Here is a 21874-nt window from a genome sequence, read left to right on the forward strand (position 1 = left end):
ATGAATTAGGTGGCAGGTTCAGGGGCGGCCGGCTCCGCCGCGGGCGCTGCGAGCGTAGGCTCGGCGTTGGCTGGCGGCTCTTTGGAGCGGAAGGCGCCATTTTCTTCCCAGTCCGTCATGCCCTTGCGCAGGAAGGCCGGCAGGGGCAGGCCGCGGCCGCCCAGGCCGCGCAGATTCTCGTCGATGGACTTGGTTTCGATGAGCAGGATGAAGGAGTAGATGATGCCCTTCACGCCCATGGCCATGTACTGCGCCCAGGGCAGCTTGCTGCCGTCGATTTCCAGATTGCAGAAGACGTGGGCGATGACGATGCCGATGGCGTACTCGCGCAGCTTGACCAGCATCTGACGCATACCTCGCGAGTGGAAGCGGCCCTGCTTAAAGCTGCGGGCCATGCCCAGCGCCGTGTCGAGCAGGAAGACGACCATCAGGAAGCCTAGGGCCTGCCAGTCGTTGAAGACGTATTTCTCAAATACAGCCAGCACTTTAGCCAGCAGCGACGGCAGAATCAATAGCATTAGAAGAAGCGGTAAGTTTTGTTTTCAGCAGCATTGCTCACCACCGGCCGCGGCGCGGTGGGGTCGGTGTAGGTGGGCGAGGCGAAGTAGGTGGCGAAGCGCGTGGCGCTGGCGTTGGCATTCAGGAAGGTGCGCAGCTTGGTCAGGTACACCAGGCCATCCTTGCGGGCCTGGTCGATTTTGAGCGTGAGCAGGGCGTCGAGCCCGGCGTCGGCCTCCTTGTTGTTCGCGTCGTCGAAGCGGTAGATATTGAGCTGTAACGAGCTGCCCTGGAACGTGAGGCCCACTTCGGGCACGGCCTTGGCCACGACCAGGTGCGCCAGCGCCGGGCGCAGGTACTCGTCGAGCACCAGCTGGCTGTCGGCGCTGAGCGTGCCGGTGAGCAGCTCGCCCTTCAACTCCTGGAAGTAAGAGGTGCCGAGCACCGGCTCCAGCTGGAAGGCCTCCACCTTGCGGAGCGTGGCCAGCAGCGCCAGGTAGGTCAGGCGTGAATCGGCGATGTCGTAGTGCAGCGAGAACTCGGTGGCCGTGGCCAGGAAGTGGCGCCGGCTACGGGCCGCTGCCGGCGACGTGGCCCAAGCCGCCAGCTCCGGAGACTCGCGGTGGGCTTCGAGGTAGCGCAGCACGTCCTCCAGGGCCGTGTAGCCGGTGGCCGTGAAGGCGCCCTTCAGGTCGTTTATCTGCCACTGAAACGCCGTTTTGGTGACCAGCAAGCTAACGCCGACGCTGTCGATTTGCACCTGCACGAAGGGCAGGTAATGCACCATGGCCAGGTTGGCGGCCGCGCACTGCACCAGCCGCAGCAACTCGGCACGCACGTCGGGGCTGCCAGGCTCCAGCAGGCTGGCCACGTCCTCGTCAGGCAGCGCCTGCAGGGAAGCGTAGAGCGGACCGAGCAGCTCGCGCAGCCGGCCGCCCTCGGCCACGCGCAGCGAGCGCTGCACTTCGGCCAGTTCGCCGTTCACGTTCACGCCGACCTGGTCGACGAATTGTTGGAAGGTGCGGATGAAGGCGCTCATTTCGATTGTTGTTTCGGGTCAGCCGCCGGCGTATTTTTCGCCTCCGCCTGCATCACGAAAGGATTGAGAAAGCGAAACTTGACGGGCTTGCCGTTGACCGTCCAGTTGTTGTAGCGGGCGATGAGGTTGAGCGGGGCCAGCACCAGGTCGAGGTGGAATTGGGCCGTGCTGATGAAGTTGTTGAAAAGCACCCGCGGCTCCGAGCCGCCACCGGCGCCATCGCCCATGCTCTTGCCGGGCGAGACGCCCATCAGCGCGCCGGGCACGCCCACGGCGGTGTAGACGTGCGAGCTGGCCTCGCCCGAGTCCTCGATGTAGAGGCCGTCCTTGAGCTTGTCGTCGATGGCCTCGATTTTAAAGGCTTCCACCTCCTTGCCATCCCGCTTGTCGAGGATGGTGGTGCTCATCACCGTTTTACCAGCCCCATTGGTGCCGGCCATCACGTTGTCGAAGTTGGTGAGCTCCTCATTGATGAGGCGCACCTTTTCGTCCTGACTCAGGCCTTCCCAGTCGCCATACTTCCACTCCCAGTAGGCCGAATGAATCGTGACCAGGTACTTGACCGACAACTGATTTTTAAACAGCGACTTCTTAAACTCCGGAATCGCCGCCATCACGTCGAGCCACCCCGAGCGACGCACCGCGTTCCAGCTGGCCAGCTGGTAGTAGGCCTTGTCGGGCGAGGGAATACTGATAGGATAGATGAACTTGAAGCCATCCGTGCGCGCGCGCAGGCTGCCCACCGCGTCATAGTAGGGGTCGAGGATGGGCACCTGCGTGGCGTACGCGTCGGTGGCCGTGCCGCCGTTGTCCCAGTTGGCGTTGATGACCACGTGGGTGGGCAGGCCCTTGGTCGGCTTCAGGTAGCGCGTCCAGGGCGCCTCCTGGGTGGAAATACCGACGATTTTCTGCCGGTTTTTGCTCACCACCAGCTCCGGAAAAGCGTTGGCGAAGTAGTTGATGTCGAGCAGCGCCTCCATCGCGTACAGGCCCACGTTCGCGGCGTCCATAAACTCCTCGATTTCCGGTACTTCCTGCGCCTCAAAAATCTTGGAGCCGTCCTTGTTGACGCCGGTGACAATGCCGTAGACGATGCCGCCCCCGTACATCATGCTGGTCTTCTTCTCCAGCAGGGAGGGCAGTATCGTATTCTTTTCCACGTCCTTGATGACGGCCTGCGGAAACAGATTGTCCTCTCCCCAGGGGATGACGTCGCCCCCCCCATCCGGCTTTTTCTCCGGCGAGGTGGGTTCCTCTTCCTGCACCGACTTGCCTCCAGCGCCGCGCACGGCCGCCGCCGAGTTGGCGCTCAAATTCAGTCGAAAGGCCGTGCCCGAATGCTGCGTGTACGCCAGCGTGGCGTCCTGATTTACTACTACCCTCCTCACAGTACCACCTTTAGCCCGTTGAACTCCAGAATCAGCCAGATGTGGACTTTCCGCACCTGCGAGCTGTTCTTCTGCACGATGTTGCGCGTGGCGTTCTGGTAGTGGCTGGGCAGCCGGCTCGGGGAGTCGGTGGCCGGCGCCGGGGCGGGCCGCTGGCCCACTTCCCGACGCCGGCGCGAGAGCTGGCAATCCTGCCAGGCCTCCACCTTTCCGCCCGTTTTGCGCCGGCGGTCAGCCGTCACAAACCGGATTGAAAATCGCTCCTCCCCTTCTTCCATCTGCCGGAGCACCTCCGTCAGCCGCACACTGTTCGCAATCATCGAGGCAAAATTCCAGGCCCCGCGCACCTGAAAAAAGGACAGCAATCGCCTGCCGGAATCGCCTGAAAAAAGCCAGTCTCACGGCAAAGTGCCCTGGCGCTACCGGGAAGGCCTTTTTTGGCCGTTTTGAGGCGTTTTCCGTCTCATTTAGTCGTTGAACACCCCGACGCGCACTGTGCAAAAAATGGCAATTGCCAGAGCGCGCCCAGGGGATATACCACTAAAAAACCCCGTTTCCAGCGTGGAAACGGGGTTTTGCATGTTGGCGCGTGGCAATTGCCGTTACGACGTGACAAGGAGCAGGCCATGCCCACTGCCGATGGCCCGGGCCACGTGCTTGTCGATGGAGAGGAAGTGCAGGTCGACCGTATCGGTGAAGTGGGTGGCCTCCTGACCTGGTACGGTGAGCTTCTTCTCGCTGCTCTTATCCTTAGCAATGGCGCCGCGGCTGTCCTGCCGCACCGGGGCCAGGCTCATGGCCGTGAGCACGTCCTTGCAGTTGACCTTGTTGAAGCGAATGCGCAGCTGGCGCTCATCCTCCTCGCCCAGCAGCTCGTGGGCCAGGTGGTAGCGGTGGGCGTAGCTGGGCACGCGGCCCTGGTTGAAGTGGCGCACGCGCCAGCCGTGACTCTTCAGGCGCTCAGCAAACTGCTGGTTATAGGTCAGGTCGGCATCGGGCTTGCGGGCATTGCCCCACTCGGTGTCCTCGATGAAGTGGAATTCCTTCCGCAGGTGATACTCATAGTACTTGGCGTACATATCGGCCAGGTCGTTGATGAGCTTCGGATGCTTGACGTACATGCCCTTGAGGAAGCGGTACTCCCGATTATCCTCGTGTATCTGACCTACGGTGAAGGTGCTAATCTTGCTCCCCCAGTCCACTGCCCCCCGAATGGGCAGGTGGCTGCGGCAGTCCCCATCCATCCTGCTATCGTGCGTCTTGAGCTTATTGAGGTTGAACTCCAGCCCGGCCACGTAGTCGTTGTTGGGACACTCCTCGATGTGCCGCGGCGCCAGGCGTGGGTAGAAGCCCGCCTCGACCGATTTGGGCCGCTGGTTGAGGATTTCGATGAGGAACATGAAATCCGACAGCTCCCGCCGCTGCTCTTCCAGGTAGGGGATGCCCAGGTTCTCGATGTTGTCGAAAATGTTGGCCTCCGAGTAGAGCAGGCCGCGGGGCACCTCCTTACCGGCCTTCTTGAGCTTGGTGGGGTTGGCGTAAAACGTCAGCTGCGCGCTCAGGGCCAGAATCTCCTCGTAGAGCTTCAGGCGGGTCTCCAGCGAGCGCGAATCAACGAACTCCAGCTGCAGCTTAATGAGCTGGTCGCGGGTCTGCTGGAACGGATGCCCATCCCGCTCGTAGTAGGCCGAATCGTCGAGCAGCCACTTGCCCGTATCGCCCCAGGGCATCGAGGAGAACAAAAACTTGCCGTGGTGCAGGTCGCAGCCCTTCCAGAAGTCCTTATTGCCCCGGTTGGAGGCAATGACGTCGGTGCCGAGCTTATCGCGGTCGAGCAGCAGAGCTTCGTCGCCGATGTAGCCGTCGAGGTTCACGCCGCGGCTGCTGGAGCCGTTGCCGTCCTGGCTGATGAGGTGAAAACCCGCTCCCGTATAAAAAATGATGAAGTGGTCGTACTTGACCGGGCGCTGGAACGGCTCCGGCCACCGCCACGAGGGCGGCGGCTTGCGCCCGATGAAGTAGTGCACGTCCTTGTAGTAGCCCAGCCGCTCCAGGCTCGCGATGGTGCTCGGCAGCGTGCGCGTGAGGATTTGCTGGTAGGTCGAGCCCACGATGCCCCAGCACGAGCGCGGCATGCGCGTCACGATGAGGTGCATCAGCCAGGCAATGAGCGTGCTCTTGCCGGTGGCCCGGCCCCAGAGGCTCACGGCGCTGGCCAGCTTCGAAATCATGAAGCGTAGCTGCGGCCGGTTGAATTTGAGCGGCTTAATCTTCGGTGCTTTCGTCATCGTCGTCGTTTTCTTCGGCTTCCTGCGCTTCTAGGAGCAAGTGGCGCATGCCGTCCAGGCTCACGTCACTGCGCTCGACCGTCTCCACCAGCTCGGCGTAGGTCGCCGCGTCCATGTCATCGAGCTTATCCAGCTGCACCGTTTTGGGCTTGCCATCGGCCCCGTTGAGGCTGATTTGCAGCACGTAGGTTTTATTGCCCAGCACTTCCGGCGTCAGCGCCGTCGAATCCTCTTTGTCGAGGCCCTTGAGGATGGCCATGTTCTTGATGGCGGCGTTGGCGGCCTTCAGGTCGGGGTTACCGAACTTATCCTGGGCCTTCATGGCCTTGCGGAAGACGCCCATGGCCATCTCGTAGAGAATGTGCTTGACGCCCTCCTTGTGGGTGCGCGTGACCTCGCCAAACAGGGCCGTGGTGTCGCGGATGCGCCGGTAGGCCGTAGCCCGGCCGATGGTATAGCGGGCGCAGAGCAGCACCACGGTTTTCTCCACCGACTTGCCTTGGGTGAGCCAGGCATGAGTGGCCACGAGCTGGCCTTTCTGCTCCAGGTCGCTCGTCGAGAGCCCGGAATCTTCCTCGTCGTCGAAAAACGACGCCCGAATACGGTCGAGGGCCGTTTCGGTGCTTTTGTTATAGTTGGGATTCTCCTCCATCACGTTTCAGCTTCGTTTCCAGTAAGTAGATGTCAGCCTCCACCTGGGCCAGGTCAGCCGCCCGGTGGGGCCTTGTTTTGAGTTTGGAGCGCTGCGGGCGCAGGTTCAGCAGCCGCCGGCGGATTTCACCTTCGTCCTGGATGCTGGCCAGGCCCGGCGAGGGCTCGCCCACCGGTGGCGGCACCGGTGCGCGGCCGGCCGCCTGGTCGTAGCTCTCGGCGATGAGGTCGCCCAGGGCGAGGATGCGGAAGGCCAGCTCGCGCCGCTCGGCATCGGTGGCCACGAGACCCAGCTGCGCATGCAGGTAGTTGCGCTCGGCAAACCAATCGCGGCGCTGCGGGTCGACCGCGGCTACTGGCGCCGGTAGTGGCGCCGCTACCGGTGCCGGCACTGGCACCACTACCGGCACGGTGCTCACCAGCTGCTGCAGCGCCTGCAGCAGCTTGCCCCGCGTAAACTCCGTTTCGCCCAGGGCCAGCAGTTTGCGCACCACGGTGCTGGTGCCGTGCACCTCATACAGCGCCACGCCGGCATTGTAGTCGCGCTCCTCTCCTTCCAGCCAGTCTCTCACATCCTCCATCGATGCAAAGGTGGCCGGCACAAGTAGCCCTAAAAAGGACGAAAAAAAACGCCCCAGCCAGTGGCTGAGGCGTTTTTGCAAGGGCGCGCTTCCCTTCTCACATTCCCCCTGCGCCCTTGCTTTTCGTGGCCCGCGGGCGCCTTTTGGGCGCCTCTGGCGCCGTTAGTTCGACCGCCGGCTCCGGGGCCGCTTCCTTGCGCTTCAGCCACTCGAAGCCACCCGGCAGGACTACCAACTCCGCAGCCTCGGCGAGCGTGAGCTTGGTCAGGTCTACCTCGCGGCCCAGGCGCTGCACGTAGAAGCGCGTGGAGTGGGTCGTCTGCTCGTAGAGCGCGGCCACCTCGGCCGGCAGTCGTTGCGTGACCATCTTAGCCGCCTCCTTGTGCGGGCGTTATCACCCCAGTGGCCGCGTTCACGCTCGAGCCATCCTTGAGCACGATGTCGCCCTTGTAGAACTGGTTGCCGTTCTGGTAGGCTTCGCCCTTGAAGGTGTAGCCGCGGCGTCCGCCCGAGAGCTTGCCCGAGGCATAGCTGCCCAGGATTTCGCAGCCCAGGCCATCAGCGCCGACTTGCTGCACCACGCCATCGGGCGTTTGCAGCAGCACGATGCAGTCCAGGTTCTTGATGGTACGGTCGAACTCGGCCGCCTCAGGCGTGTTGCCCGGGTTGAAGAATTCGAACGTGGCCTTCTTGCCGCGGCCGTCGCGCTCGCCGGTCGGGTCGAGCTTGAGCTCGGCCGAGTCGTTGGTGCCGTAGGCTTTGATAAAGCCCTTCTCAGGCAAGAACTGGTGCGAGCCGTCGATGGTCACCGAGTCGCCAGCGGCGGTCGTGGTTTTGAAGCCTTTGATGAGGGAAAACCAAATCAGGGGCGCGATGTAGATGATGCTCTTCAGGCCCGGCGTGTTGTCTTTGCCTTGCGGGCCGGGCAGGTCAGTTAAATCAGCCATGTTGCTGTTCTCCTTAACTTAAAATGAAACCATGGCGGAAGTAGCCGGCGAGCTACTTCGACGCAGTTGCTTTGGCCTTGGCCGGCACCAGCTGCAGCAGCTCCGAACCCGACTCCACCAGTGCGGCCACCACATCGGCGTGCTTGCTGAGGTCAGCGGCGGCGTACTCCATGCCCTTGTGCTTGAACTTGGCACCGATGACGCGGTACTTCTTCTGCTCGTGGGTCACGACAATCACCGGGCTCAACTCCACGCTGACAGTGGCATTGTCGAGTCGAGTGTTGAGGTCGACGACCAGTTCGGTCGAGGTGGCCAGTTCGCCCTCCAAATCCTCGTTGCGCTTCACCTGTTGCACATACAGGGCCTCCAGCTCGGCGTAGCTGGGCTTATTCTCTTCTTGATTCTCGGTCATGCGAGTAGTTGCTTAAAAATGAATGACTGCGTAAAGCGGCCGCTCCCTCTGCAGGGAGCGGCCGGCTATTCGATTACTAGCTCAGGTCGCGGTCGTTGGTGAACACGATTTCGGGGATGATGAAGCCAATGCCCATCCAGAAGTCGGTGAAGAACTTGAGCAGGCGGTCGACGCTCTCCACCTGGATTTTCGTCTGGTTTGCCAGCTTCTTGCGCAGCATGATGGCGTTGGCCTTGGGCGTGCACCAGATTTTCTGGGTGGCGTTGTGCGAGGGCAGGCCCAACAGGGTGATGTTGGTGTTGTTGATTTTGTTGCCCAGCTCGCCACCCTTGGTGTTCTTGCCGTACTTGCGCTCCTGGCCGCGGTTGAAGGCCCGCTCGATACCTTCCGAGCAGCCCAGCATCATCGGGATGTTCCAGTAGCGCTTGTCGATACCGTCGGCGAAAGCCTCCATCTGGTCCACCACCGCTTCGGGGTTGGTGATGTCGATGGCGCCCGTGGTGATGGGCGTGATGCGGCCGGCAGTGATGTGGCCGTTGATGGTCACTTTCAGGCCGTTCATCGACGTGCCGGCAGCGCCCGGCGTACCGGCGGTCGGAGCAACGAAAACGCCCTGGTAGATTTCGTTCAGCTCGATGTCCTGCTTGATTTGCGGGATGAGGTACACCTCGCAGTACCACTTCACGAACGGCCAGGCCTTGCGGTCGATGTCCTCGCCGTCGAGGAAGCCCAACCAGGTTGCCTCCAGTTCATCGGGGTATTCGTTGGCATCCACCTTGAACTTGAACTGTTGGATGGCCACCGGCACGAAGGTGACGCCAGCTAGCGGCGTCCACTGCTTCTGGAACGGCTGCACGACGCGGCTGAAGAGCGACTTAGCGGCGCGCCACAGCGTGTCGTCGGTGTTGATGGGCGTGAACATCGACTCGGTGGTCGTGGCCGAGCGCAGCAGCGTAAAGAGGCGCTGCAGGTTCTGGCCGTTGTTCATGTAGTACGACCCAAACTGGGAGACTACGTCGGTGATAGTAAGCATGGCTTAACGGTGAAAGCGTTGGAAATCGGTTGAATGAAGTAGCAAGGCGGCTGGGCCTAGCTGTTGAGCATGCGGGCATGAATGGCCTCCCATTCCTTGTCGGGCGTCTCGGCCGACTCTTCGACGTCGGACTTTATTTTCTCCGAACTGGTGGGCAGTTCGCCCGGCTGGTTGCCGTATTCTTCAGCGGTGGTGCGGGCCTCGTCGCGCTGAGCAATGAGCTCCGCCACATCTTTGGCGCCAGCGGCCGCGAGGGCGTCGGTGGTGGCCTTCACAGTCGCTTCGGCCTGGTCGACGCGGCCGGCCTTGGCCGTGAGCTCGTCGAAGGCCGTCTGGCTGATGAGGGCAGCGGCGGTGATGTTAGCGGCTTCCAACTCGTCGTTGGCGGCCGACACGAGGGCCGGAGTCATGGCTGCGCCCTGCAGGCCGGCCAGAGCGGCGACGGCCGGAAATTTGTTTTTCCCAAACATGGTATTGGTGGTTAACGAAGTAGCACTGGTGCCGGCGTCGGAGCCGGAATCGCCGGCGGCCAGCTCCAAAGCCAGCTCGACAGCGCGGGAGAAGGGACCGATTTCATCCACCAGGCCGCTGGCGGTGGCGGTCTCGGCGAAGTACATGCTGCCGCGCAGCAGCTTCTCCCCGTCTTTGGTGGCCAGTTGCGGCCGGTTTTGCTTCACGGTGCTGGCGAACATCTCGCGCAGCGGGTTGAGCACGTTGGTGACGTAGGGCTTGTAATTGCCCTGCAGCAGTTGGTAGAAGTCCTCGTTCTTCTCGTCCGAATCATCGGCCCGCGGTTCGTGAAACTTCACGCCCAACTCCTCCAGCATCGGCTTGTAGTCGGTAATGCTGCACATCACCCCGATGCTGCCTACCGCGCACGTGCTATTATTAAGCACAATGCGCTGACAGGCCGAAGCCGCCCAATAGGCAGCCGAGGCCACGATACCATCCGAATAAGCGACAATTGGCTTGGTCAGTCCTTTGATGGTAGCCGCGAATTCGGCCGTGCCATCTACCGTGCCCCCTCCCGAGTCAATGTCGAGCACGTGCGCCACCACGTTTTCGTGGGCATCGGCCGCGACCAGGGCGCGGGTCAGGCTCGCGGTACCGGGCGTGTCTTCGCACAGGCCCCACTGGTCCTGCTTCATCATCACGCCCTTGAGCGAGTGGATGGCTACCGAGCCGGCGGGGGCATCGTCGTAGGCCTTCACGCGCTGCCGGCTGGCCACGGTGGCGGCCATCAGACCGTCCGTGCCAGCTACAACGACGAGCGACCGTACTTTAGGTTTGGGCAACTCGCCCTGCTCACCCTCGCCCCGCAGCATCGTGGCCACGCGGGGCAAATAGGCCAGCACAGTTTCGTGCTGGAGCGCAAACGGCCCGCGAAGAATAGCTGAAAGGAGGTGGTTGACGCGCATCGGTGGTAGCTAAGACGATGCAAAGCTCCCCGCACGTGCGGCCGATAAAAAGGACAGCTACAGCCCCACCCAGACCGGGCTGCCGACCAGCGTGAGGGTGCGGTTGTTGCCCGAGTTGTCGTCGGCCGTGGCGCCATTGCCCTCGGTGAGCGGCCACTGCGCGTAGAGGCTGGCGTGCGGAGGCAGCAGCGTGCTCATGGTGCTCTGTATCTGCGTGGCCGTGAGGGCGACGGTCTCCACCCGGAAGCCGGCGAAAGTGGCGCCGGTCGAGTTCCCGTTGTGGTCAGTGCCGAAGCGCAGCGGGCCGGTGGCGGTGTTGAGGGCCGTGGTGGCTTTCTCCGCCGGCACGCCGGTACCACTGATGGGCTGCACGCCATTGACGAACAGCTTCACTTTCGCCCCGTCGTAGGTCACGACGATGCACGTCCACACCTCCGCCTCCAGGGTGATGTAGTGGTTGAAGTCATTGCTCCAGCCATTGAAGGCCAGGTAGCAGCTGCTGGCCGTGATGCTGCCATAGTAACGCAGGGTAAAGTCCTGGTTGGTGGCGGTGGTGCCGGAGCAGAAAATGGGAATGACGGCCGTGCCCCACGCGTAGCCCAGCGTTTTGGTGGGCTTCACAAACACCAGGTAGGTGCGGCTGGCGTTGCCGGTGATGGCGGTGCTGGTGCTGACGTATTTGCCGGAGCCAAACTGCAGGCCATACACCCCAAAAGGGCCACCCACATTCAGGCTGTGGTGGCCGACGACAGCGGCGGCACTCATACTTTGAGCTGGTAGTTAGGGCCAACGGTTACCCAGAACTCCGTGCCTTCGCGCTTGACTGTGTAGCCCGTCCGGCCGCTGGCATCCGGCGAGGGCGAGAGGCTGCGGCCCTGCACCACGTACAGATTATAGCCGGCCGGCCACGCCCACACCAGGTCGTTGCCCGCGAAGCTGTCAGTCTGGATGTGCAGCTCCCGGGTCACATTTTCGAGAAAGGTGGCCGGCAGGTTGATGGTGCGGGGCTGGCCGTTGCGCAGCAGCCAGCGCGCTTCCTGCAGCCCGTTCCAGGTCACCGACGACAAAATATCGCCGGTGGCGGCGGTGGGGTTATCGAGCAGGCGCAGGGCGGTGGGCGGGCTCAGCACCTCCCACTTGTCGGCCCAGGCCGCATCGAGCAGCGGGCTCGTGGCGCTGGCGTGGGCCAGCTTGGCCACGAACAGGCCGCCGCCGGCGGTGGCCAGCTCATACTGCCCATAGCTGCGCGCCGACCAGGGCTTGGCCAGCGTCGCGCCCAGGGCATTCATCACGAAGGCCGTGGTGGCCACGCGGGTCGAGCTGTTGCCGACGGCCTGCGTGGGAGCGGTGGGGGTGCCGGTGAAGGCCGGCGAGGCCAGCGGCGCCTTGTCCCCGAGCAGGCCGGCGAGCAGGGCATTGGCCAGCGGGCTGTCCGTCAGTCCGGCGAAGGTGCTGCTGCCCCCGCCGCCGGCCGCCGTCAGCGGCGCGAAGTTGCGGTAAATCGGGTCGGTATCCTCGCCCGTGGGCGCCGGGTGCGTGAAGCCCACACTGTCGGCTTTCCACTGCACCAGGCGCGTCTGCCCCCCGGGGAAGGTGTACTGCCGGATATCGCCAGCCTTGTAATTCTGGTCTTCGAGCAGCAGCACCGGGAAAGAGGCAATTTTCTCGTCGTCCGTGCCGCTGGTGCGCACCCAGCGGGCCTTTACCGTGGTCGTCGTGTCAGGCTGCTCGTCGATAAGTGCGTCGACCCCGCCGTCCGAGTCCTGGATAAGCTGGTAGGTGATGGGCCGGGCCACCACGCCGGCGCCCCCCGTGGCCGAGTCGACACCATTACGCGCCACGGCCTCCATGCCCAGGATGCGGTAGCCTACGGGGATGAGGTCCAGGTTGTCGGTGTAGGGCACCGGGTACACGGCCCCACGCACCTGTTTTACCGTGAGACTCTTCAGGCTAACAAAGGAGTCCTTAATATCATCCTTCAGCTCGCGAAGCGTGCCTTCGACAATATTCTGGATTTCGTTGTCGGCGAAAAGCAGTTCGTACTTCTCGTCGAATTCGGTCTGGGTAAGTACCGCCATGATTTACTGAATGCTAAGCGCCACCCGAAAGCCGCTCGTTATGATTAAGGTGTTGCCCGCGGGCACGGTGGCCATAAGTCGGCCGGCCTTATCGCGCACCTCGACCACGCCGCTGCCCACGGCGTCGGCACCGGGCGCCTCGCCGTCGAGCACCACCAGGGCCCCCGCGTAATAAGGCGCCAGGCGGGTGGTTTCGCCGCTCAGCTCCAGGCTCAGGCCGGCGTGCGTGCCCGGGTGCTGGCCTTCGCTGGCACTGAGCAGGCGCAGGTACTCGTCGCGGCTGCCCACCAGGCGCCGGGCGCCCGAGTGCTCCTGCACCAGCAGCAGCAGCCGGCGGCGCTCGAGCCCGGCCAGCGCGCCGAGCACGGCCGGCGTGGGCGTGGGCCGCTCGGCCTGCAGCTTCACATGGTAGATGGTGCTGCCACGCTCGGGCTTGGGCTTCTCGTCGAACTTGAGCGTGTGCCGCGTGTGCGGCAGCACGCGCCAGCCAGCGCCGCTGGCCAGCACCAGGTCGCCGACGACCTGCCCCCCGACGACCACCGGCTCCTGCACCAAATCTTCCTGCGGCAGGTACCAGGCGGCCGCGTAGCCGGCCAGCGGCTGCTGCGGGGCCTGCGCGAGCGAGCCAAGGCGGCTCGACACGGATTTATCGAATTCGGACGGATTGGGGTTGACGACGGCCACCGGACAAAAGTTAAAAATTACCGGACATTTGCAATACCAAAACGGACACTTGCAACACCACTTTTTTTAGGCCACCGGGCGCGCCACAACGCTAGGCACCGCCGGCACCGGCAGCGGGAGGCGGCGCAGGTCTTTCCGCAACTCTGCCTCCGGCCGCCCAGGTCGCACCACGCCTTCCTTCTTTTTGGCCTTGCGCTTGTTGCTTTTGCGCTGGTAGTGCTTGTAGAGGGTTTCTACCTGCACGTCCTCCTCGCTCATGCCGTGCTCGGTCAAATACTCCTCGATGGCATACTTGATTTTGTTGCCATGCTTCACCTCGCAGTTGATGTAGCCGACCATTTCGGTCTTCATCACCCCATCAACCCACTTATTAAACTTCTGTACTACTTTGCCAGTCAGGCGCAAGCCCAGTTTTTTGGCAGGCACGGCGCCGTAATACACCCGCCACTGGCCAGCATACCCCTCCAGCACGTGGTCGCGGCGCGCATCCCGACGTGGTCGACGCATCTGCGCGAATAGGTAGGAGCCAAACTGGTCATCCTCGGAGAGGAAATAATGCTCGCCCAGGTAGAACTGGAGGAACTTTAGCACGTGGGGGCGAACGGGTACGTCGATGTATTCCAAGGGGCTTCTGTTTTACTTCTCAAACTTAGAACAATACCCGGGCCATTCAAAGTACCGCTTCAGCCGGGGAATTTGATGTAGCGGGCCAGGTTGAGTGAGGCCTGCTGGAACTTGCCCACCACGCCGTGCAGCCGCAGGTGCTCTTCGTCCGACAGGCCGCAGTGGTAGAGGGCGTGGCGGTGGTGCAGCAGCGCCACCAGCTGGTCGTAGGGCACGCGCAACTTGCGGAGCGCCGGGCGCTTGCCAGGCTTGGGCGGCTGGGCTTGCTCGGCCTTATCGACACGCTCCAGCTGCTTGCGCAGGGCCTCGAGCGGCGTCAGGCTGAGCATCTCGAGGGCCACCACCGGCCGGGTGGCGCGGGTCACGTCGCGCACGAGCACGGCCACCGGCCGGGCCAGCAGGCCGGCCTCGCCGCGCGCGAGCAGCACGAACTGGTCGAGCAGGGGCAGCTTCATTTGACCCAGCCGCGCTCGGTGCAGAACTTGTGCACCTCCTGGTTATCGGCCAGGTCGATGATGAGGGCGTTGGCGACCTTCGCCGCGCCCCAGTTGTCAATCATGCGCTTGAGCCCGTCGATGCCGTACTGGCGGGGGTTGTTGACGGGCTTGTTGAAGTAGAGCTCGCGGGCGTAGAAGGTGCGCCCGTCCTGGCCCGGGCCGGCTTTGAAGTACACGATGGCCTTGGTGTGGGGCTGCTGGCGGGCCCAGCTGGTGGTGAGGGCAGTAGACATGCGGTGAAAGAACTAGGGTGAGACAGTTAGGCCACGACGGGCCGGGAAAAGTGCTGATAGAAGCGCTCCAGGGCCTGCGGGCTGATGGTGCGCATGCGCTGCTCGTGGTAGCGGTAGAGCTCCAGCGTGGTTTTCGATTGCACCTTCTTGGGGGCCACGCCCCGCAGGTGCTGACTCATCTCGCGCCGGGCCCGACTGAGGCCCTCGGCCATTGCCCGCTGCTGGCGGTGCATCAGGTGGGTCTGGTACCACTTCATCGTGCCGATGAAGCCGCGCTCGTTTTCAGCGTCGAAGTAGCCCTTGCCGGCCACGTGCTCGGCGTAGGGCATCGGGGGGTACTTCTCCGGATTTCGCGTGAAGTAGGCGGCCACCAGACCGATGCGTTCGAGCACCTGCTCGTGGTAGCGCTCCTGGTAAGTCAGGGGCCAGTCGGCGGGGAAGCCGCCGTAGATGCCGAAGTAGGCGGCGTTGAGCGCCAGGCGGCCCTGCTCCTCGCTGAAGCGCATATTCCGCGGGCCGTACACCTCCCGCTGGAAGGCCCACCAGGCCTCGCGCACCATGTCGTGCTGCCGGCGGGCCAGGCGCGTTTTGGGCCCTGGCGCGCTTGCCGGCGGGGCTACTGACTCCGAAGGCGTTACGGCCGCTTGCGAGGCGTCCGGGGGCGTTTCCGGCCCCGGCGCGGCCTTTTCGTCGGCGGGCAGCAGCCCCGTGTAGCCTGAATGTGTAGCCTGATGCTGAATTGGTTGCGCTAGCGTGGATACGGGTAGTAACTTATCCACATGCCCGGTTTCCATTTCAGTAGCTTTAACTGGTTCATGAACTCCTTTAGGCGGAAAGTTTGTGCCTGGGGGGAGCGTGGCTACCCCATTGCCGGTCGCTTGAAAATCGGCCTGGGGGGTCGTTTTTTCAGCCTCCTGGGGCGTTTCCCAGAGAAAGCGGGGGTTGACCCACACGTAGTAGTCGTGCTGGCGGCCGCGAAATTTCTTGCGCAGCAGAATGCCCGCCTGCAGCAGCTCGGTGATGTGGTTGCGGATGGTGCGCCCGGCCACGCGCTTGCCGCGCACGCCGGTGCGGGCCAGCTCCTCGCTGTTGACGGCCAGCGGCGGTGGGTCGCCGCTGGCCAGCTCCTGGGCCAGCAGCGGGGTTTTGCGTAGCTCCAGCACGGCCCGGATGGCCAGGCGAATCAGCGCCCAGCCCGTCTTCTCGGCGCCGTCGGAAAGGATGCTCGGGCGCACTGCGTAGTGCTGCACGGTCCCGTCCTTGAGCGTGCGCTTACGCCACACTTTGTGCAGCTTTTCACTTTGTCGGTCAATAAATTGGGAGAAACGCACCCGCGCTTGGGAAGGGCAAAAGGGTATCGACAACATTCGGCGAACGTGCTGGGGAGAAGGAAAGAAAAAGCCTGGGCGGCGCGCAGGCGGGGGCTGTCATCCCCGCCCGCGCGGTCGCCGGGTTGCTGGCAGCAAGCCCTGTGCGCACCCGGCCGGCGTCGAGCCGGCATCAGCCGTGGCGTTAAAACACTCCTTACCTGAAAGTGAAAACGGCTGGTCCTCCGTTAGACGACGGGGCTGGTAATCGGTACCGTGCCGGTGGCCGGCGGGCCGCGCTCGTGCGCCTCGGGCGCGTGGCAGCCGGGTGCTGCCCACCGGTGGGGGCGTGCGTGCCGGGCCAGGCAGGCATCCGCTCCAGCGGGCAGGGTCGGGGTGGAAGGAAAAGACGGGGCAGGCATCAGCGGCGCAGCAGTTGAGTGCGGATGAAGTAGCCCAGCCAGCGGCCGGCCGTGCGCAGCAGCACCCAGGCGGACCAGGCCCAGAGCGGAGCCCAGGTCCCCCACCAGGGCAGGGCGGGCAGCAGGCCCACGAGCTTAGCGCTGAGCAGGCCCAGCAGCAGTACGAGGCTGGCGACGCCGAGCAGGGCGGCGGGATGAGGTTTCGGGGGCATGGATAGGGAGGGAAAGGGCATGAGGGGACCAGCGCGCCCCGAAGGGCGGCAGGGGTTCGCGCTCGTTGAGCAGGTAGCGGTGGCTGGCTAGCATGGTGGGGCGCCTCCTTTTGCCAGCAAGACCGCTCCCCAGGCCTGGCCCAGGTAGTAATAGTTGATGCTGTTGCCGATACCGGCATCCAGCGTAAAGAGAATCGGATGCTCGGGCCTGGCCGGCGTGGACGCTTTCACGATTTCCACGAGGTGGTGCGTGGCGACCATTTCGCAAAAAGCAGGCGCATCGGCCTGGCTGATGGCGACGACAATGCTAGCCACGGCCCGGCCCTCCCTCCTGCCCCAGCACTTGGTCAATGTCAGCCAGGCGCTGGTGAATGGCGGTCCGGTCGGTGCCCGGCACGCGCAGCGCCTCGAGCAACTCCACGCGCTCGCAGCGCAGGCGCTGGCGGCGCAACACGTCGGGCGGGGGCAGCTGCGCGAGGGGCAGCAGCACCACTTCCCGGTTCAGGTTCTGGCCCAGGGCCAGCGCAAAGCCCTGCGCGCCCAAATCGGCCGTGTGCAGGGTGTAGAGGTGAATGGGAGCGTTCATGGGCGGGGTGAGAAAAAAACCGTTAGGAAGCCAAGCGCATCTGCGGCTCGTCGCCGCGCAGGGCGGCCGGCACGGTGGCCGTGGCCGCCGGGGGCGGCGCGGGGGCCGGCAGCGTGGCCAGGTCGAAGGGCTCGCCACGGCCGTAGGCCACGGCGGCCGGCCAGGGAATGCGGGCCTCGGTGTTGAAGTAGAAGGCCTGGAGCGTGATGTGCTGGCCACGCTTGCCCGTCTTGCCCTTCTTGAGCCACTTGCGCACGGTGCTCACGTCCACGTCGAGGCGCTGGGCCAGGGCCTCCACGCTGAAGAGCACCACCTCGACAGGGGCAGTTGGGGCGTTGCCCGGCGGGGGCAGGCGCTCGAGGATGGCACGAAACCACTGGTCGGCGTGGCCCACGGTAAGCAAGTCGGCGGCAGTCATGGCAGTTAGGCAGCTTTGGTGAGGGAATCAGAATCGGGCAGCAGCAGGCGGTACTCGCGGCGGCAGTCGGTCAGGTCGATTTCGCGGATGCCGGGCAGCTGCGGCACCAGCAGCACCTCGTGGGCGGTGGTGCCGTCCTCCACGGCCGTGCGCAGCTCGGGCGGCATGGGGCCGGCCACGTACACCGTCAGGTGGCCGCGCTGGTAGGTGTAGCCTAGGATGGGCTCGGGGGCGGGCACCGGCACCAGGGCGGCGCCGGGCGGTAGGGCGCGCAGGCGCAGGCGCTTGCCGGTGCGGGCGCTGGTGAGCGAGACGGGGCGGGCGAAGGGCGTTTTCATCAGGCCATTTGCTCTTGCCGGTGGACGACCTGCAGGCTGCCGCTCAGCCGCTGCCGGCGCTGGCGCTCCTCCTTCAGCACCACCGGCGTCTCTTCGCGGTAGTGCGGGTGGGTGATATTGATTTCGTAGCAGCGGCGCTCGAGCTGGTCTTCTGGCACGAGCATCACCAGCGCCGGCGGCAGCAGGGTAGCTTGCAGCTCAGCCAACTCCTGCGGGTTAGGTTCGGTGGCGGGCGTGGGTGGAGAGGTGTTGAGGTACATCATAGCGGGGAGGGTGAAAGGAAAAGAATCATTGGCCGAGGCATTGACCGGCTTGGGCGAGCGAATACCCGGGTTGACATAAAGGCGTAAGCCAAGGCTAGAGAAGTGAGCGTAAACTGCACACCTTATTCGCCTTCCCGCTGTCCTATGCCCGTCGCTCTGCTGGCCGAACTGGCCCCCTACTACCCCCTGCTCACCGGCCCGGCCCGGCGCAGCCGGCTGCGCTGGCAAGCCCTGGAGCAGGCCGAGCAGCTTACCCAGCAAGCCCTGCAAGCCATCACGGCCGCGCAGCTGGCGCACTTTGCCCCGCCGGTGTGGGAGCACTACAAGCGCCTGCGCCTGGCGCTGCGCGCGCCGGACCACACGCCCACGAACTGGGACGAGCGCACGGCCCGCCTGCGCGAGGCCCGGCAGCTGTTGCGGCAGCTCGTGCAGCAGGGGCCCGTGGCACAAGGGCACTACTAGCCGGCGGGGGAACAAGGGTCCATTGGACGAGGGAATCGTGCCCTTGGTCGATAAAAAGCGACCATTGAGCCGGAGGGCTAATCCTGGCCCCGGCAGAATCCCGTTCTCCGGGAGCTTTTCTACAGTTCTGCTTCCGCCATGCACCGCACCGTTCTGCTCGCAGCCCCCGTTCTGGCGGCGCTGCTGGCCCAACTGGCTCCCTACTACCCCCAACTCGTCGGCATGCGCCGCCGCACCGTGCCGGGCTGGACCCGCCTGGGCTCGGCCGAGCAACTCACCAGCCGGGCCCTGCTGGCCGTGCCGGCCTGGGTGCTGCAGCAGCTGCCCGCCCCCTTGTGGGAGCAATACGAGCGCCTGCGGCTGCCCGCCGCGCCGGGGAGCAGCTGGGAGCAGCGCCTGGCCCGCCTGCAGGAGGCGGAGCAGCTGCTGGGGCAGCTGGCGGAACTGCCGGTGGCGGAGTAGCGCGGGCATTAGCATGGGGTGGTGCCAGCGGCCGGGGCCACGTAGTGCGCCTCGCCGGGCAGGATGTGCGCCAGCGCCTCGCCCCGGCTCACGATGGAGAAATAGGACATGACCAGCCGGGCGCAGTAGGCCACGTTGTTGTCGAGGTAGATGGTCAGGTCCACCACATCGACGGGGGCCTTGAAATGGCCGGACGTTTCGAAGTCGCGCTCGCGGGTGAACTCCAGGTGGGTGATGCGGTGGCCGAGCACGTGCGCGGCCAGGCCGGCTTCCAGCGTGCTGCGGTCGTCGCGGGTGACCTGGGCGCCGGGCACGTGCTCGCTGGGCTTGAAGGGGTGCGGAATCTGGTCGGGCATGCGAGAGAAAGTTTTAGGAAATGAGTGGGATAGAAGCCATAACCAGGCGGGCGTTGGCGTAGCGCACGCAGTTGCAGAGCAGCCGGCGCACGTCGGCCACGCGGCGCACCTGCTGGGCCGTGAAAAGGGTTTCGGGGAACACCGCGTCGGCGTAATGCACCGTGAGGCGGCAGGTAGCGGCCGGCACGGGCCCACCCTGCCAGTCGTAAGTGAGCTGGAACCGCTCGCGCTGCGGGCCGTGCCAGTGCGCGGCGACGGTGGCAGCGCCGGGCACGGCCTGCTCCTGGGCCGTGAAGCCCTGGGCGCGCAGCCAGGCGGCCACGTCCACCACGAGATTGCGGGGGCCGTTGGGCGTGTAGGGGGCCGGCGCTTCCATCTTAGGCTTGGGCAGCAGCGGCCTTGAATAAGTCTGCTTTGGGAGCGGGCACCACCGGCATCAGCTCGGCCGGAATCTCCAGGCTGGGCAGGCCGTGGCCAATCAGCGCCACCAGATGCTTCAGGTTCATCACGCGGCCGATGCGCACGTTGTTGAGCATGGAGGCCGAGGCCGGATAGTCGGCCTTGATGGCCGCATCAATAGCGCTGGTGGGAAGCTCCTCGATGACGATGGAGAGCAGCCGCAGGTATTTCTGACGCTCAGTCATGGTTCGTGATTGGCACAATTCACCCGCCAACTGCTTACTTGCAGGAGTTCGGTACTGTACACGCCACAAACATACGGCACCGAACTATAAATAGCCCAACAGAAACGGTCTTTATTTAGACCATTTGAGCCAAATAAAGTGCAGGAGACTATTAACCAGCGCATTAAATTTTTGATTGAAAAGCTCGGACTAAGCGTCAGAGGTTTCAGCGCTGCGCTCGACACGCCCGTTAGTACTACTCGGAACTACTTAGACAAAGAAACCAAGCCAAGCACTGACTACATAGAGCGCATATCGGAGCATTTTAAGACAGTCAATATCCACTGGCTTATTACCGGGCAAGGCGAACCATTTATAGGCGAAGCACCCACACAGCACACATCCACTCGGATAAAGAAAGTTACTGGTGGCGCCATCAATAGTGGCTCCGGCGACCAGCTCGTTACCCTAGAGTCCTGCCAGCGTGAGTTGGAGGCGGTGAAGCGGGATGCGGCATCTTACCAGCGGGAGATTGAACTGCTGAAAGGGCAACTGGAGAGCAAGGATGCGCTGATAGCGGCGAAGGACGAAATGCTCAATTTTCTGCGCGGCGGGTACAATAGACCGAATTAATCCTGTTTTTCTAGTAATTGTACTAGAAAATATTTTTGAAAACAGGTGTTTTTACGGGTGTACAGTACAAAAAAGCTGCTGACCTTTGCCCATTGCAGTGCTCACTATTGTCACTGATTCATTTCTTACAATCAACCCATCTTCACCAGTCTCTTTCACCCCTATGGACTTCATCGACGTTATCAAAGCCTTGGGCGAAAAGGTAGGCCGCCTCAAAGACAGTATCCAAACGGAAGAGGCTACGAAGAATGCCTTCGTGATGCCCTTCATCGCAGCCCTGGGCTACGATGTATTCAACCCCTTTGAAGTGATACCCGAGTTCATCGCTGACTTAGGCATCAAGAAAGGTGAGAAGGTGGACTACTGCATCCAGAAGGATAACCAACCCATCATCATCGTAGAGTGCAAGCACTGGAAAGAGGGCTTGGACGTGCATAATTCACAGCTGCACCGTTACTTCCATGTCACTACCACGCGCTTCGGTATCCTTACCAACGGCATCATTTACCGCTTCTATACCGATTTGGTAGAGCCCAACAAGATGGACGATAAGCCTTTCTGGGAAATCAACATCTCTGACATGAGCGAGGCGAACGTGTTTGAGCTGAAGAAATTTCACAAAACTGGCTTCGACGTCGACCAGATTCTCAGCACCGCCTCGGAGCTGAAATACACCCGGGAAATCAAGACGCTGCTAGCGGCTGAGCTACGCGACCCCAGCATTGAGTTCGTGCGGCACTTCGCCAAGCAGGTGGCCCCCGGCAAGCTCACCGAGAAGGTGATGGAGCAATTCAACGTGCTCGTGAAGAAATCGGCCCACCAAGTGCTTAACGAAACCATTAACGACCGCCTCAAGTCAGCGCTCGCCAAGGAGGAAGTAGCCCAGGTGCAAGTGGACGAAGCGCCGGTCAATGACGCCCCCAAAGGCGGCACCGAGTTTACCGAGTTAGAGCGCGAGGCTTTCCTCATCGTGAAAACCATCCTGCGCCCCCAAGTAGAAGCCAGCCGCATCACCCACCGCGATACCACGAGCTACCTCAACGTCTTGCTCGACGACAACAAGAACAAGATTGTGTGCCGCCTGTGGCTCAACGGCTCGAAGCACTACATTTCCTTCTTTGGCGAGGATAAGAAGGACGTGAAAACAGAAATCAACGGCCTGGACGACCTCTATAAGTTCAGCGACCAGCTGCTGGCTACCGCTGGGCAGATTGATGCGCGCAAGGCGGTAGTTGTAGCAAACTAAGGATACGGCACAAGTAGCCGTTGCAACACCTGAAGCCTCCGGCGCGGGGGCGCTGCTGGAGACACTAAGTGCCACCATTGCCTCGAAGGAGGAAATAATCAGCCTCCTGCGTGGATATCACGGGTCCATCCGTGGCGAGCATACTATTGAATCAGGCTACGGATGCGTGCGCGAT

At 63.2% G+C, this 21874-nt stretch carries 33 protein-coding genes; 4 read left to right on the top strand and 29 right to left on the bottom strand.

Features of this window, described 5'->3' with window-relative positions:
* Nucleotides 1–5: 5 nt before the first annotated feature.
* From Q5H93_RS14705 to Q5H93_RS14830, 26 genes are all read right to left on the bottom strand, one after another.
* Complete coding sequence (locus Q5H93_RS14705; RefSeq protein ID WP_305007327.1) at nt 6–518, bottom strand: phage holin family protein; 513 nt, start codon at nt 516–518, stop codon at nt 6–8.
* Entirely contained in the window at nt 518–1537 is a 1020-nt protein-coding gene (locus tag Q5H93_RS14710; protein WP_305007328.1) for a DUF6712 family protein, read from the bottom strand. The genes Q5H93_RS14705 and Q5H93_RS14710 overlap by 1 nt, the downstream gene beginning before the upstream one ends.
* Complete coding sequence (locus Q5H93_RS14715; RefSeq protein WP_305007329.1) at nt 1534–2925, bottom strand: hypothetical protein; 1392 nt, start codon at nt 2923–2925, stop codon at nt 1534–1536. The genes Q5H93_RS14710 and Q5H93_RS14715 overlap by 4 nt, the downstream gene beginning before the upstream one ends.
* A complete protein-coding gene (locus Q5H93_RS14720; protein ID WP_305007330.1) occupies nt 2922–3290 on the bottom strand; it encodes a hypothetical protein in 369 nt (122 codons plus the stop codon). Before Q5H93_RS14720 ends, Q5H93_RS14715 begins: the two co-directional genes overlap by 4 nt.
* Before the next feature lie 237 nt (nt 3291–3527).
* Nucleotides 3528–5213, bottom strand: coding sequence for a hypothetical protein (locus Q5H93_RS14725; protein ID WP_305007331.1), 1686 nt, complete (start codon nt 5211–5213; stop codon nt 3528–3530).
* Complete coding sequence (locus tag Q5H93_RS14730; protein ID WP_305007332.1) at nt 5191–5865, bottom strand: hypothetical protein; 675 nt, start codon at nt 5863–5865, stop codon at nt 5191–5193. The genes Q5H93_RS14725 and Q5H93_RS14730 overlap by 23 nt, the downstream gene beginning before the upstream one ends.
* Nucleotides 5843–6466, bottom strand: coding sequence for a hypothetical protein (locus tag Q5H93_RS14735; protein WP_305007333.1), 624 nt, complete (start codon nt 6464–6466; stop codon nt 5843–5845). Before Q5H93_RS14735 ends, Q5H93_RS14730 begins: the two co-directional genes overlap by 23 nt.
* Before the next feature lie 76 nt (nt 6467–6542).
* Nucleotides 6543–6812 carry a hypothetical protein gene (locus Q5H93_RS14740; RefSeq protein ID WP_305007334.1) on the bottom strand — a complete coding sequence of 90 codons (270 nt, stop codon included), beginning with the start codon at nt 6810–6812 and terminating at the stop codon, nt 6543–6545.
* A 1-nt stretch (nt 6813) separates the two neighbouring features.
* Nucleotides 6814–7392 (bottom strand): hypothetical protein, encoded by a 579-nt coding sequence (locus tag Q5H93_RS14745; RefSeq protein WP_305007336.1) that lies wholly within the window; start codon nt 7390–7392, stop codon nt 6814–6816.
* A 52-nt stretch (nt 7393–7444) separates the two neighbouring features.
* A complete protein-coding gene (locus Q5H93_RS14750) occupies nt 7445–7804 on the bottom strand; it encodes a hypothetical protein (RefSeq protein ID WP_305007337.1) in 360 nt (119 codons plus the stop codon).
* Nucleotides 7805–7880: 76 nt separating this feature from the next.
* Nucleotides 7881–8837 (bottom strand): hypothetical protein, encoded by a 957-nt coding sequence (locus Q5H93_RS14755; protein WP_305007338.1) that lies wholly within the window; start codon nt 8835–8837, stop codon nt 7881–7883.
* A 56-nt stretch (nt 8838–8893) separates the two neighbouring features.
* Nucleotides 8894–10255, bottom strand: coding sequence for a S49 family peptidase (locus Q5H93_RS14760; RefSeq protein WP_305007339.1), 1362 nt, complete (start codon nt 10253–10255; stop codon nt 8894–8896).
* Between the two features lie 57 nt (nt 10256–10312).
* The gene (locus Q5H93_RS14765) at nt 10313–11020 is read right to left on the bottom strand and encodes a LamG-like jellyroll fold domain-containing protein (RefSeq protein ID WP_305007340.1); all 708 of its coding nucleotides are present in this window, start codon (nt 11018–11020) and stop codon (nt 10313–10315) included.
* On the bottom strand, nt 11017–12333 hold the full coding sequence (locus Q5H93_RS14770) for a hypothetical protein (protein WP_305007341.1): 1317 nt from the start codon (nt 12331–12333) through the stop codon (nt 11017–11019). Before Q5H93_RS14770 ends, Q5H93_RS14765 begins: the two co-directional genes overlap by 4 nt.
* Before the next feature lie 3 nt (nt 12334–12336).
* Nucleotides 12337–13017 (bottom strand): hypothetical protein, encoded by a 681-nt coding sequence (locus tag Q5H93_RS14775; RefSeq protein ID WP_305007342.1) that lies wholly within the window; start codon nt 13015–13017, stop codon nt 12337–12339.
* 66 nt (nt 13018–13083) lie between these two features.
* Nucleotides 13084–13608: a hypothetical protein gene (locus tag Q5H93_RS14780; protein ID WP_305007343.1), complete on the bottom strand. Its 525-nt coding sequence runs from the start codon at nt 13606–13608 to the stop codon at nt 13084–13086.
* A 92-nt stretch (nt 13609–13700) separates the two neighbouring features.
* Nucleotides 13701–14096 carry a hypothetical protein gene (locus tag Q5H93_RS14785; protein ID WP_305007344.1) on the bottom strand — a complete coding sequence of 132 codons (396 nt, stop codon included), beginning with the start codon at nt 14094–14096 and terminating at the stop codon, nt 13701–13703.
* Complete coding sequence (locus Q5H93_RS14790; RefSeq protein WP_305007345.1) at nt 14093–14371, bottom strand: hypothetical protein; 279 nt, start codon at nt 14369–14371, stop codon at nt 14093–14095. The genes Q5H93_RS14785 and Q5H93_RS14790 overlap by 4 nt, the downstream gene beginning before the upstream one ends.
* A 26-nt stretch (nt 14372–14397) precedes the next feature.
* Nucleotides 14398–15702, bottom strand: coding sequence for a hypothetical protein (locus tag Q5H93_RS14795; RefSeq protein ID WP_305007346.1), 1305 nt, complete (start codon nt 15700–15702; stop codon nt 14398–14400).
* Between the two features lie 224 nt (nt 15703–15926).
* A complete protein-coding gene (locus Q5H93_RS14800) occupies nt 15927–16100 on the bottom strand; it encodes a hypothetical protein (RefSeq protein WP_305007347.1) in 174 nt (57 codons plus the stop codon).
* Nucleotides 16100–16312, bottom strand: coding sequence for a hypothetical protein (locus Q5H93_RS14805; protein ID WP_305007348.1), 213 nt, complete (start codon nt 16310–16312; stop codon nt 16100–16102). Before Q5H93_RS14805 ends, Q5H93_RS14800 begins: the two co-directional genes overlap by 1 nt.
* A gap of 87 nt (nt 16313–16399) precedes the next feature.
* Nucleotides 16400–16573, bottom strand: coding sequence for a hypothetical protein (locus tag Q5H93_RS14810; protein WP_305007349.1), 174 nt, complete (start codon nt 16571–16573; stop codon nt 16400–16402).
* 46 nt (nt 16574–16619) lie between these two features.
* Nucleotides 16620–16898: a hypothetical protein gene (locus Q5H93_RS14815; RefSeq protein ID WP_305007350.1), complete on the bottom strand. Its 279-nt coding sequence runs from the start codon at nt 16896–16898 to the stop codon at nt 16620–16622.
* 22 nt (nt 16899–16920) lie between these two features.
* The gene (locus tag Q5H93_RS14820) at nt 16921–17316 is read right to left on the bottom strand and encodes a helix-turn-helix domain-containing protein (protein ID WP_305007351.1); all 396 of its coding nucleotides are present in this window, start codon (nt 17314–17316) and stop codon (nt 16921–16923) included.
* A 5-nt stretch (nt 17317–17321) separates the two neighbouring features.
* On the bottom strand, nt 17322–17654 hold the full coding sequence (locus tag Q5H93_RS14825; RefSeq protein ID WP_305007352.1) for a hypothetical protein: 333 nt from the start codon (nt 17652–17654) through the stop codon (nt 17322–17324).
* Nucleotides 17654–17917, bottom strand: a complete 264-nt coding sequence (locus Q5H93_RS14830; RefSeq protein ID WP_305007353.1) for a hypothetical protein — start codon at nt 17915–17917, stop codon at nt 17654–17656. Before Q5H93_RS14830 ends, Q5H93_RS14825 begins: the two co-directional genes overlap by 1 nt.
* 144 nt (nt 17918–18061) lie before the next feature.
* Between Q5H93_RS14830 and Q5H93_RS14835 the strand changes: the two genes are divergently transcribed.
* Nucleotides 18062–18379 (top strand): hypothetical protein, encoded by a 318-nt coding sequence (locus Q5H93_RS14835; RefSeq protein ID WP_305007354.1) that lies wholly within the window; start codon nt 18062–18064, stop codon nt 18377–18379.
* 138 nt (nt 18380–18517) lie between these two features.
* Nucleotides 18518–18841 (top strand): hypothetical protein, encoded by a 324-nt coding sequence (locus Q5H93_RS14840; protein ID WP_305007355.1) that lies wholly within the window; start codon nt 18518–18520, stop codon nt 18839–18841.
* 8 nt (nt 18842–18849) lie between these two features.
* On the opposite strand, the gene Q5H93_RS14845 is transcribed toward Q5H93_RS14840, so the two are convergent.
* The 3 genes from Q5H93_RS14845 to Q5H93_RS14855 are packed head-to-tail and all read right to left on the bottom strand — an operon-like array spanning nt 18850 to nt 19841.
* Entirely contained in the window at nt 18850–19197 is a 348-nt protein-coding gene (locus Q5H93_RS14845) for a hypothetical protein (protein WP_305007356.1), read from the bottom strand.
* Nucleotides 19198–19210: 13 nt separating this feature from the next.
* On the bottom strand, nt 19211–19573 hold the full coding sequence (locus tag Q5H93_RS14850) for a hypothetical protein (RefSeq protein WP_305007357.1): 363 nt from the start codon (nt 19571–19573) through the stop codon (nt 19211–19213).
* A gap of 1 nt (nt 19574) precedes the next feature.
* Nucleotides 19575–19841: a hypothetical protein gene (locus tag Q5H93_RS14855; RefSeq protein ID WP_305007358.1), complete on the bottom strand. Its 267-nt coding sequence runs from the start codon at nt 19839–19841 to the stop codon at nt 19575–19577.
* Nucleotides 19842–19979: 138 nt separating this feature from the next.
* Here Q5H93_RS14855 and Q5H93_RS14860 point away from each other — a divergent pair, with 138 nt between their 5' ends.
* Both Q5H93_RS14860 and Q5H93_RS14865 read left to right on the top strand, forming a co-directional pair.
* Entirely contained in the window at nt 19980–20453 is a 474-nt protein-coding gene (locus Q5H93_RS14860; RefSeq protein ID WP_305007359.1) for a helix-turn-helix domain-containing protein, read from the top strand.
* Between the two features lie 163 nt (nt 20454–20616).
* Complete coding sequence (locus tag Q5H93_RS14865; protein WP_305007360.1) at nt 20617–21699, top strand: type I restriction endonuclease; 1083 nt, start codon at nt 20617–20619, stop codon at nt 21697–21699.
* Nucleotides 21700–21874 lie beyond the last annotated feature (175 nt).

Source organism: Hymenobacter aranciens, assembly GCF_030580865.1.
Lineage (GTDB): Bacteria > Bacteroidota > Bacteroidia > Cytophagales > Hymenobacteraceae > Hymenobacter > Hymenobacter aranciens.

Excerpts from the sequence above, each read along its gene's own strand:
- Q5H93_RS14705 (WP_305007327.1), bottom strand. The coding sequence starts at position 518 with ATGCTATTGATTCTGCCGTCGCTGCTGGCTAAAGTGCTGGCTGTATTT.
- Q5H93_RS14710 (WP_305007328.1), bottom strand. The coding sequence starts at position 1,537 with ATGAGCGCCTTCATCCGCACCTTCCAACAATTCGTCGACCAGGTCGGC.
- Q5H93_RS14725 (WP_305007331.1), bottom strand. The coding sequence starts at position 5,213 with ATGACGAAAGCACCGAAGATTAAGCCGCTCAAATTCAACCGGCCGCAG.
- Q5H93_RS14730 (WP_305007332.1), bottom strand. The coding sequence starts at position 5,865 with ATGGAGGAGAATCCCAACTATAACAAAAGCACCGAAACGGCCCTCGAC.
- Q5H93_RS14740 (WP_305007334.1), bottom strand. The coding sequence starts at position 6,812 with ATGGTCACGCAACGACTGCCGGCCGAGGTGGCCGCGCTCTACGAGCAG.
- Q5H93_RS14745 (WP_305007336.1), bottom strand. The coding sequence starts at position 7,392 with ATGGCTGATTTAACTGACCTGCCCGGCCCGCAAGGCAAAGACAACACG.
- Q5H93_RS14750 (WP_305007337.1), bottom strand. The coding sequence starts at position 7,804 with ATGACCGAGAATCAAGAAGAGAATAAGCCCAGCTACGCCGAGCTGGAG.
- Q5H93_RS14755 (WP_305007338.1), bottom strand. The coding sequence starts at position 8,837 with ATGCTTACTATCACCGACGTAGTCTCCCAGTTTGGGTCGTACTACATG.
- Q5H93_RS14760 (WP_305007339.1), bottom strand. The coding sequence starts at position 10,255 with ATGCGCGTCAACCACCTCCTTTCAGCTATTCTTCGCGGGCCGTTTGCG.
- Q5H93_RS14765 (WP_305007340.1), bottom strand. The coding sequence starts at position 11,020 with ATGAGTGCCGCCGCTGTCGTCGGCCACCACAGCCTGAATGTGGGTGGC.
- Q5H93_RS14770 (WP_305007341.1), bottom strand. The coding sequence starts at position 12,333 with ATGGCGGTACTTACCCAGACCGAATTCGACGAGAAGTACGAACTGCTT.
- Q5H93_RS14785 (WP_305007344.1), bottom strand. The coding sequence starts at position 14,096 with ATGAAGCTGCCCCTGCTCGACCAGTTCGTGCTGCTCGCGCGCGGCGAG.
- Q5H93_RS14790 (WP_305007345.1), bottom strand. The coding sequence starts at position 14,371 with ATGTCTACTGCCCTCACCACCAGCTGGGCCCGCCAGCAGCCCCACACC.
- Q5H93_RS14800 (WP_305007347.1), bottom strand. The coding sequence starts at position 16,100 with ATGCCTGCCCCGTCTTTTCCTTCCACCCCGACCCTGCCCGCTGGAGCG.
- Q5H93_RS14805 (WP_305007348.1), bottom strand. The coding sequence starts at position 16,312 with ATGCCCCCGAAACCTCATCCCGCCGCCCTGCTCGGCGTCGCCAGCCTC.
- Q5H93_RS14810 (WP_305007349.1), bottom strand. The coding sequence starts at position 16,573 with ATGGTCGCCACGCACCACCTCGTGGAAATCGTGAAAGCGTCCACGCCG.
- Q5H93_RS14815 (WP_305007350.1), bottom strand. The coding sequence starts at position 16,898 with ATGAACGCTCCCATTCACCTCTACACCCTGCACACGGCCGATTTGGGC.
- Q5H93_RS14820 (WP_305007351.1), bottom strand. The coding sequence starts at position 17,316 with ATGACTGCCGCCGACTTGCTTACCGTGGGCCACGCCGACCAGTGGTTT.
- Q5H93_RS14825 (WP_305007352.1), bottom strand. The coding sequence starts at position 17,654 with ATGAAAACGCCCTTCGCCCGCCCCGTCTCGCTCACCAGCGCCCGCACC.
- Q5H93_RS14830 (WP_305007353.1), bottom strand. The coding sequence starts at position 17,917 with ATGATGTACCTCAACACCTCTCCACCCACGCCCGCCACCGAACCTAAC.
- Q5H93_RS14835 (WP_305007354.1), top strand. The coding sequence starts at position 18,062 with ATGCCCGTCGCTCTGCTGGCCGAACTGGCCCCCTACTACCCCCTGCTC.
- Q5H93_RS14840 (WP_305007355.1), top strand. The coding sequence starts at position 18,518 with ATGCACCGCACCGTTCTGCTCGCAGCCCCCGTTCTGGCGGCGCTGCTG.
- Q5H93_RS14845 (WP_305007356.1), bottom strand. The coding sequence starts at position 19,197 with ATGCCCGACCAGATTCCGCACCCCTTCAAGCCCAGCGAGCACGTGCCC.
- Q5H93_RS14850 (WP_305007357.1), bottom strand. The coding sequence starts at position 19,573 with ATGGAAGCGCCGGCCCCCTACACGCCCAACGGCCCCCGCAATCTCGTG.
- Q5H93_RS14855 (WP_305007358.1), bottom strand. The coding sequence starts at position 19,841 with ATGACTGAGCGTCAGAAATACCTGCGGCTGCTCTCCATCGTCATCGAG.
- Q5H93_RS14865 (WP_305007360.1), top strand. The coding sequence starts at position 20,617 with ATGGACTTCATCGACGTTATCAAAGCCTTGGGCGAAAAGGTAGGCCGC.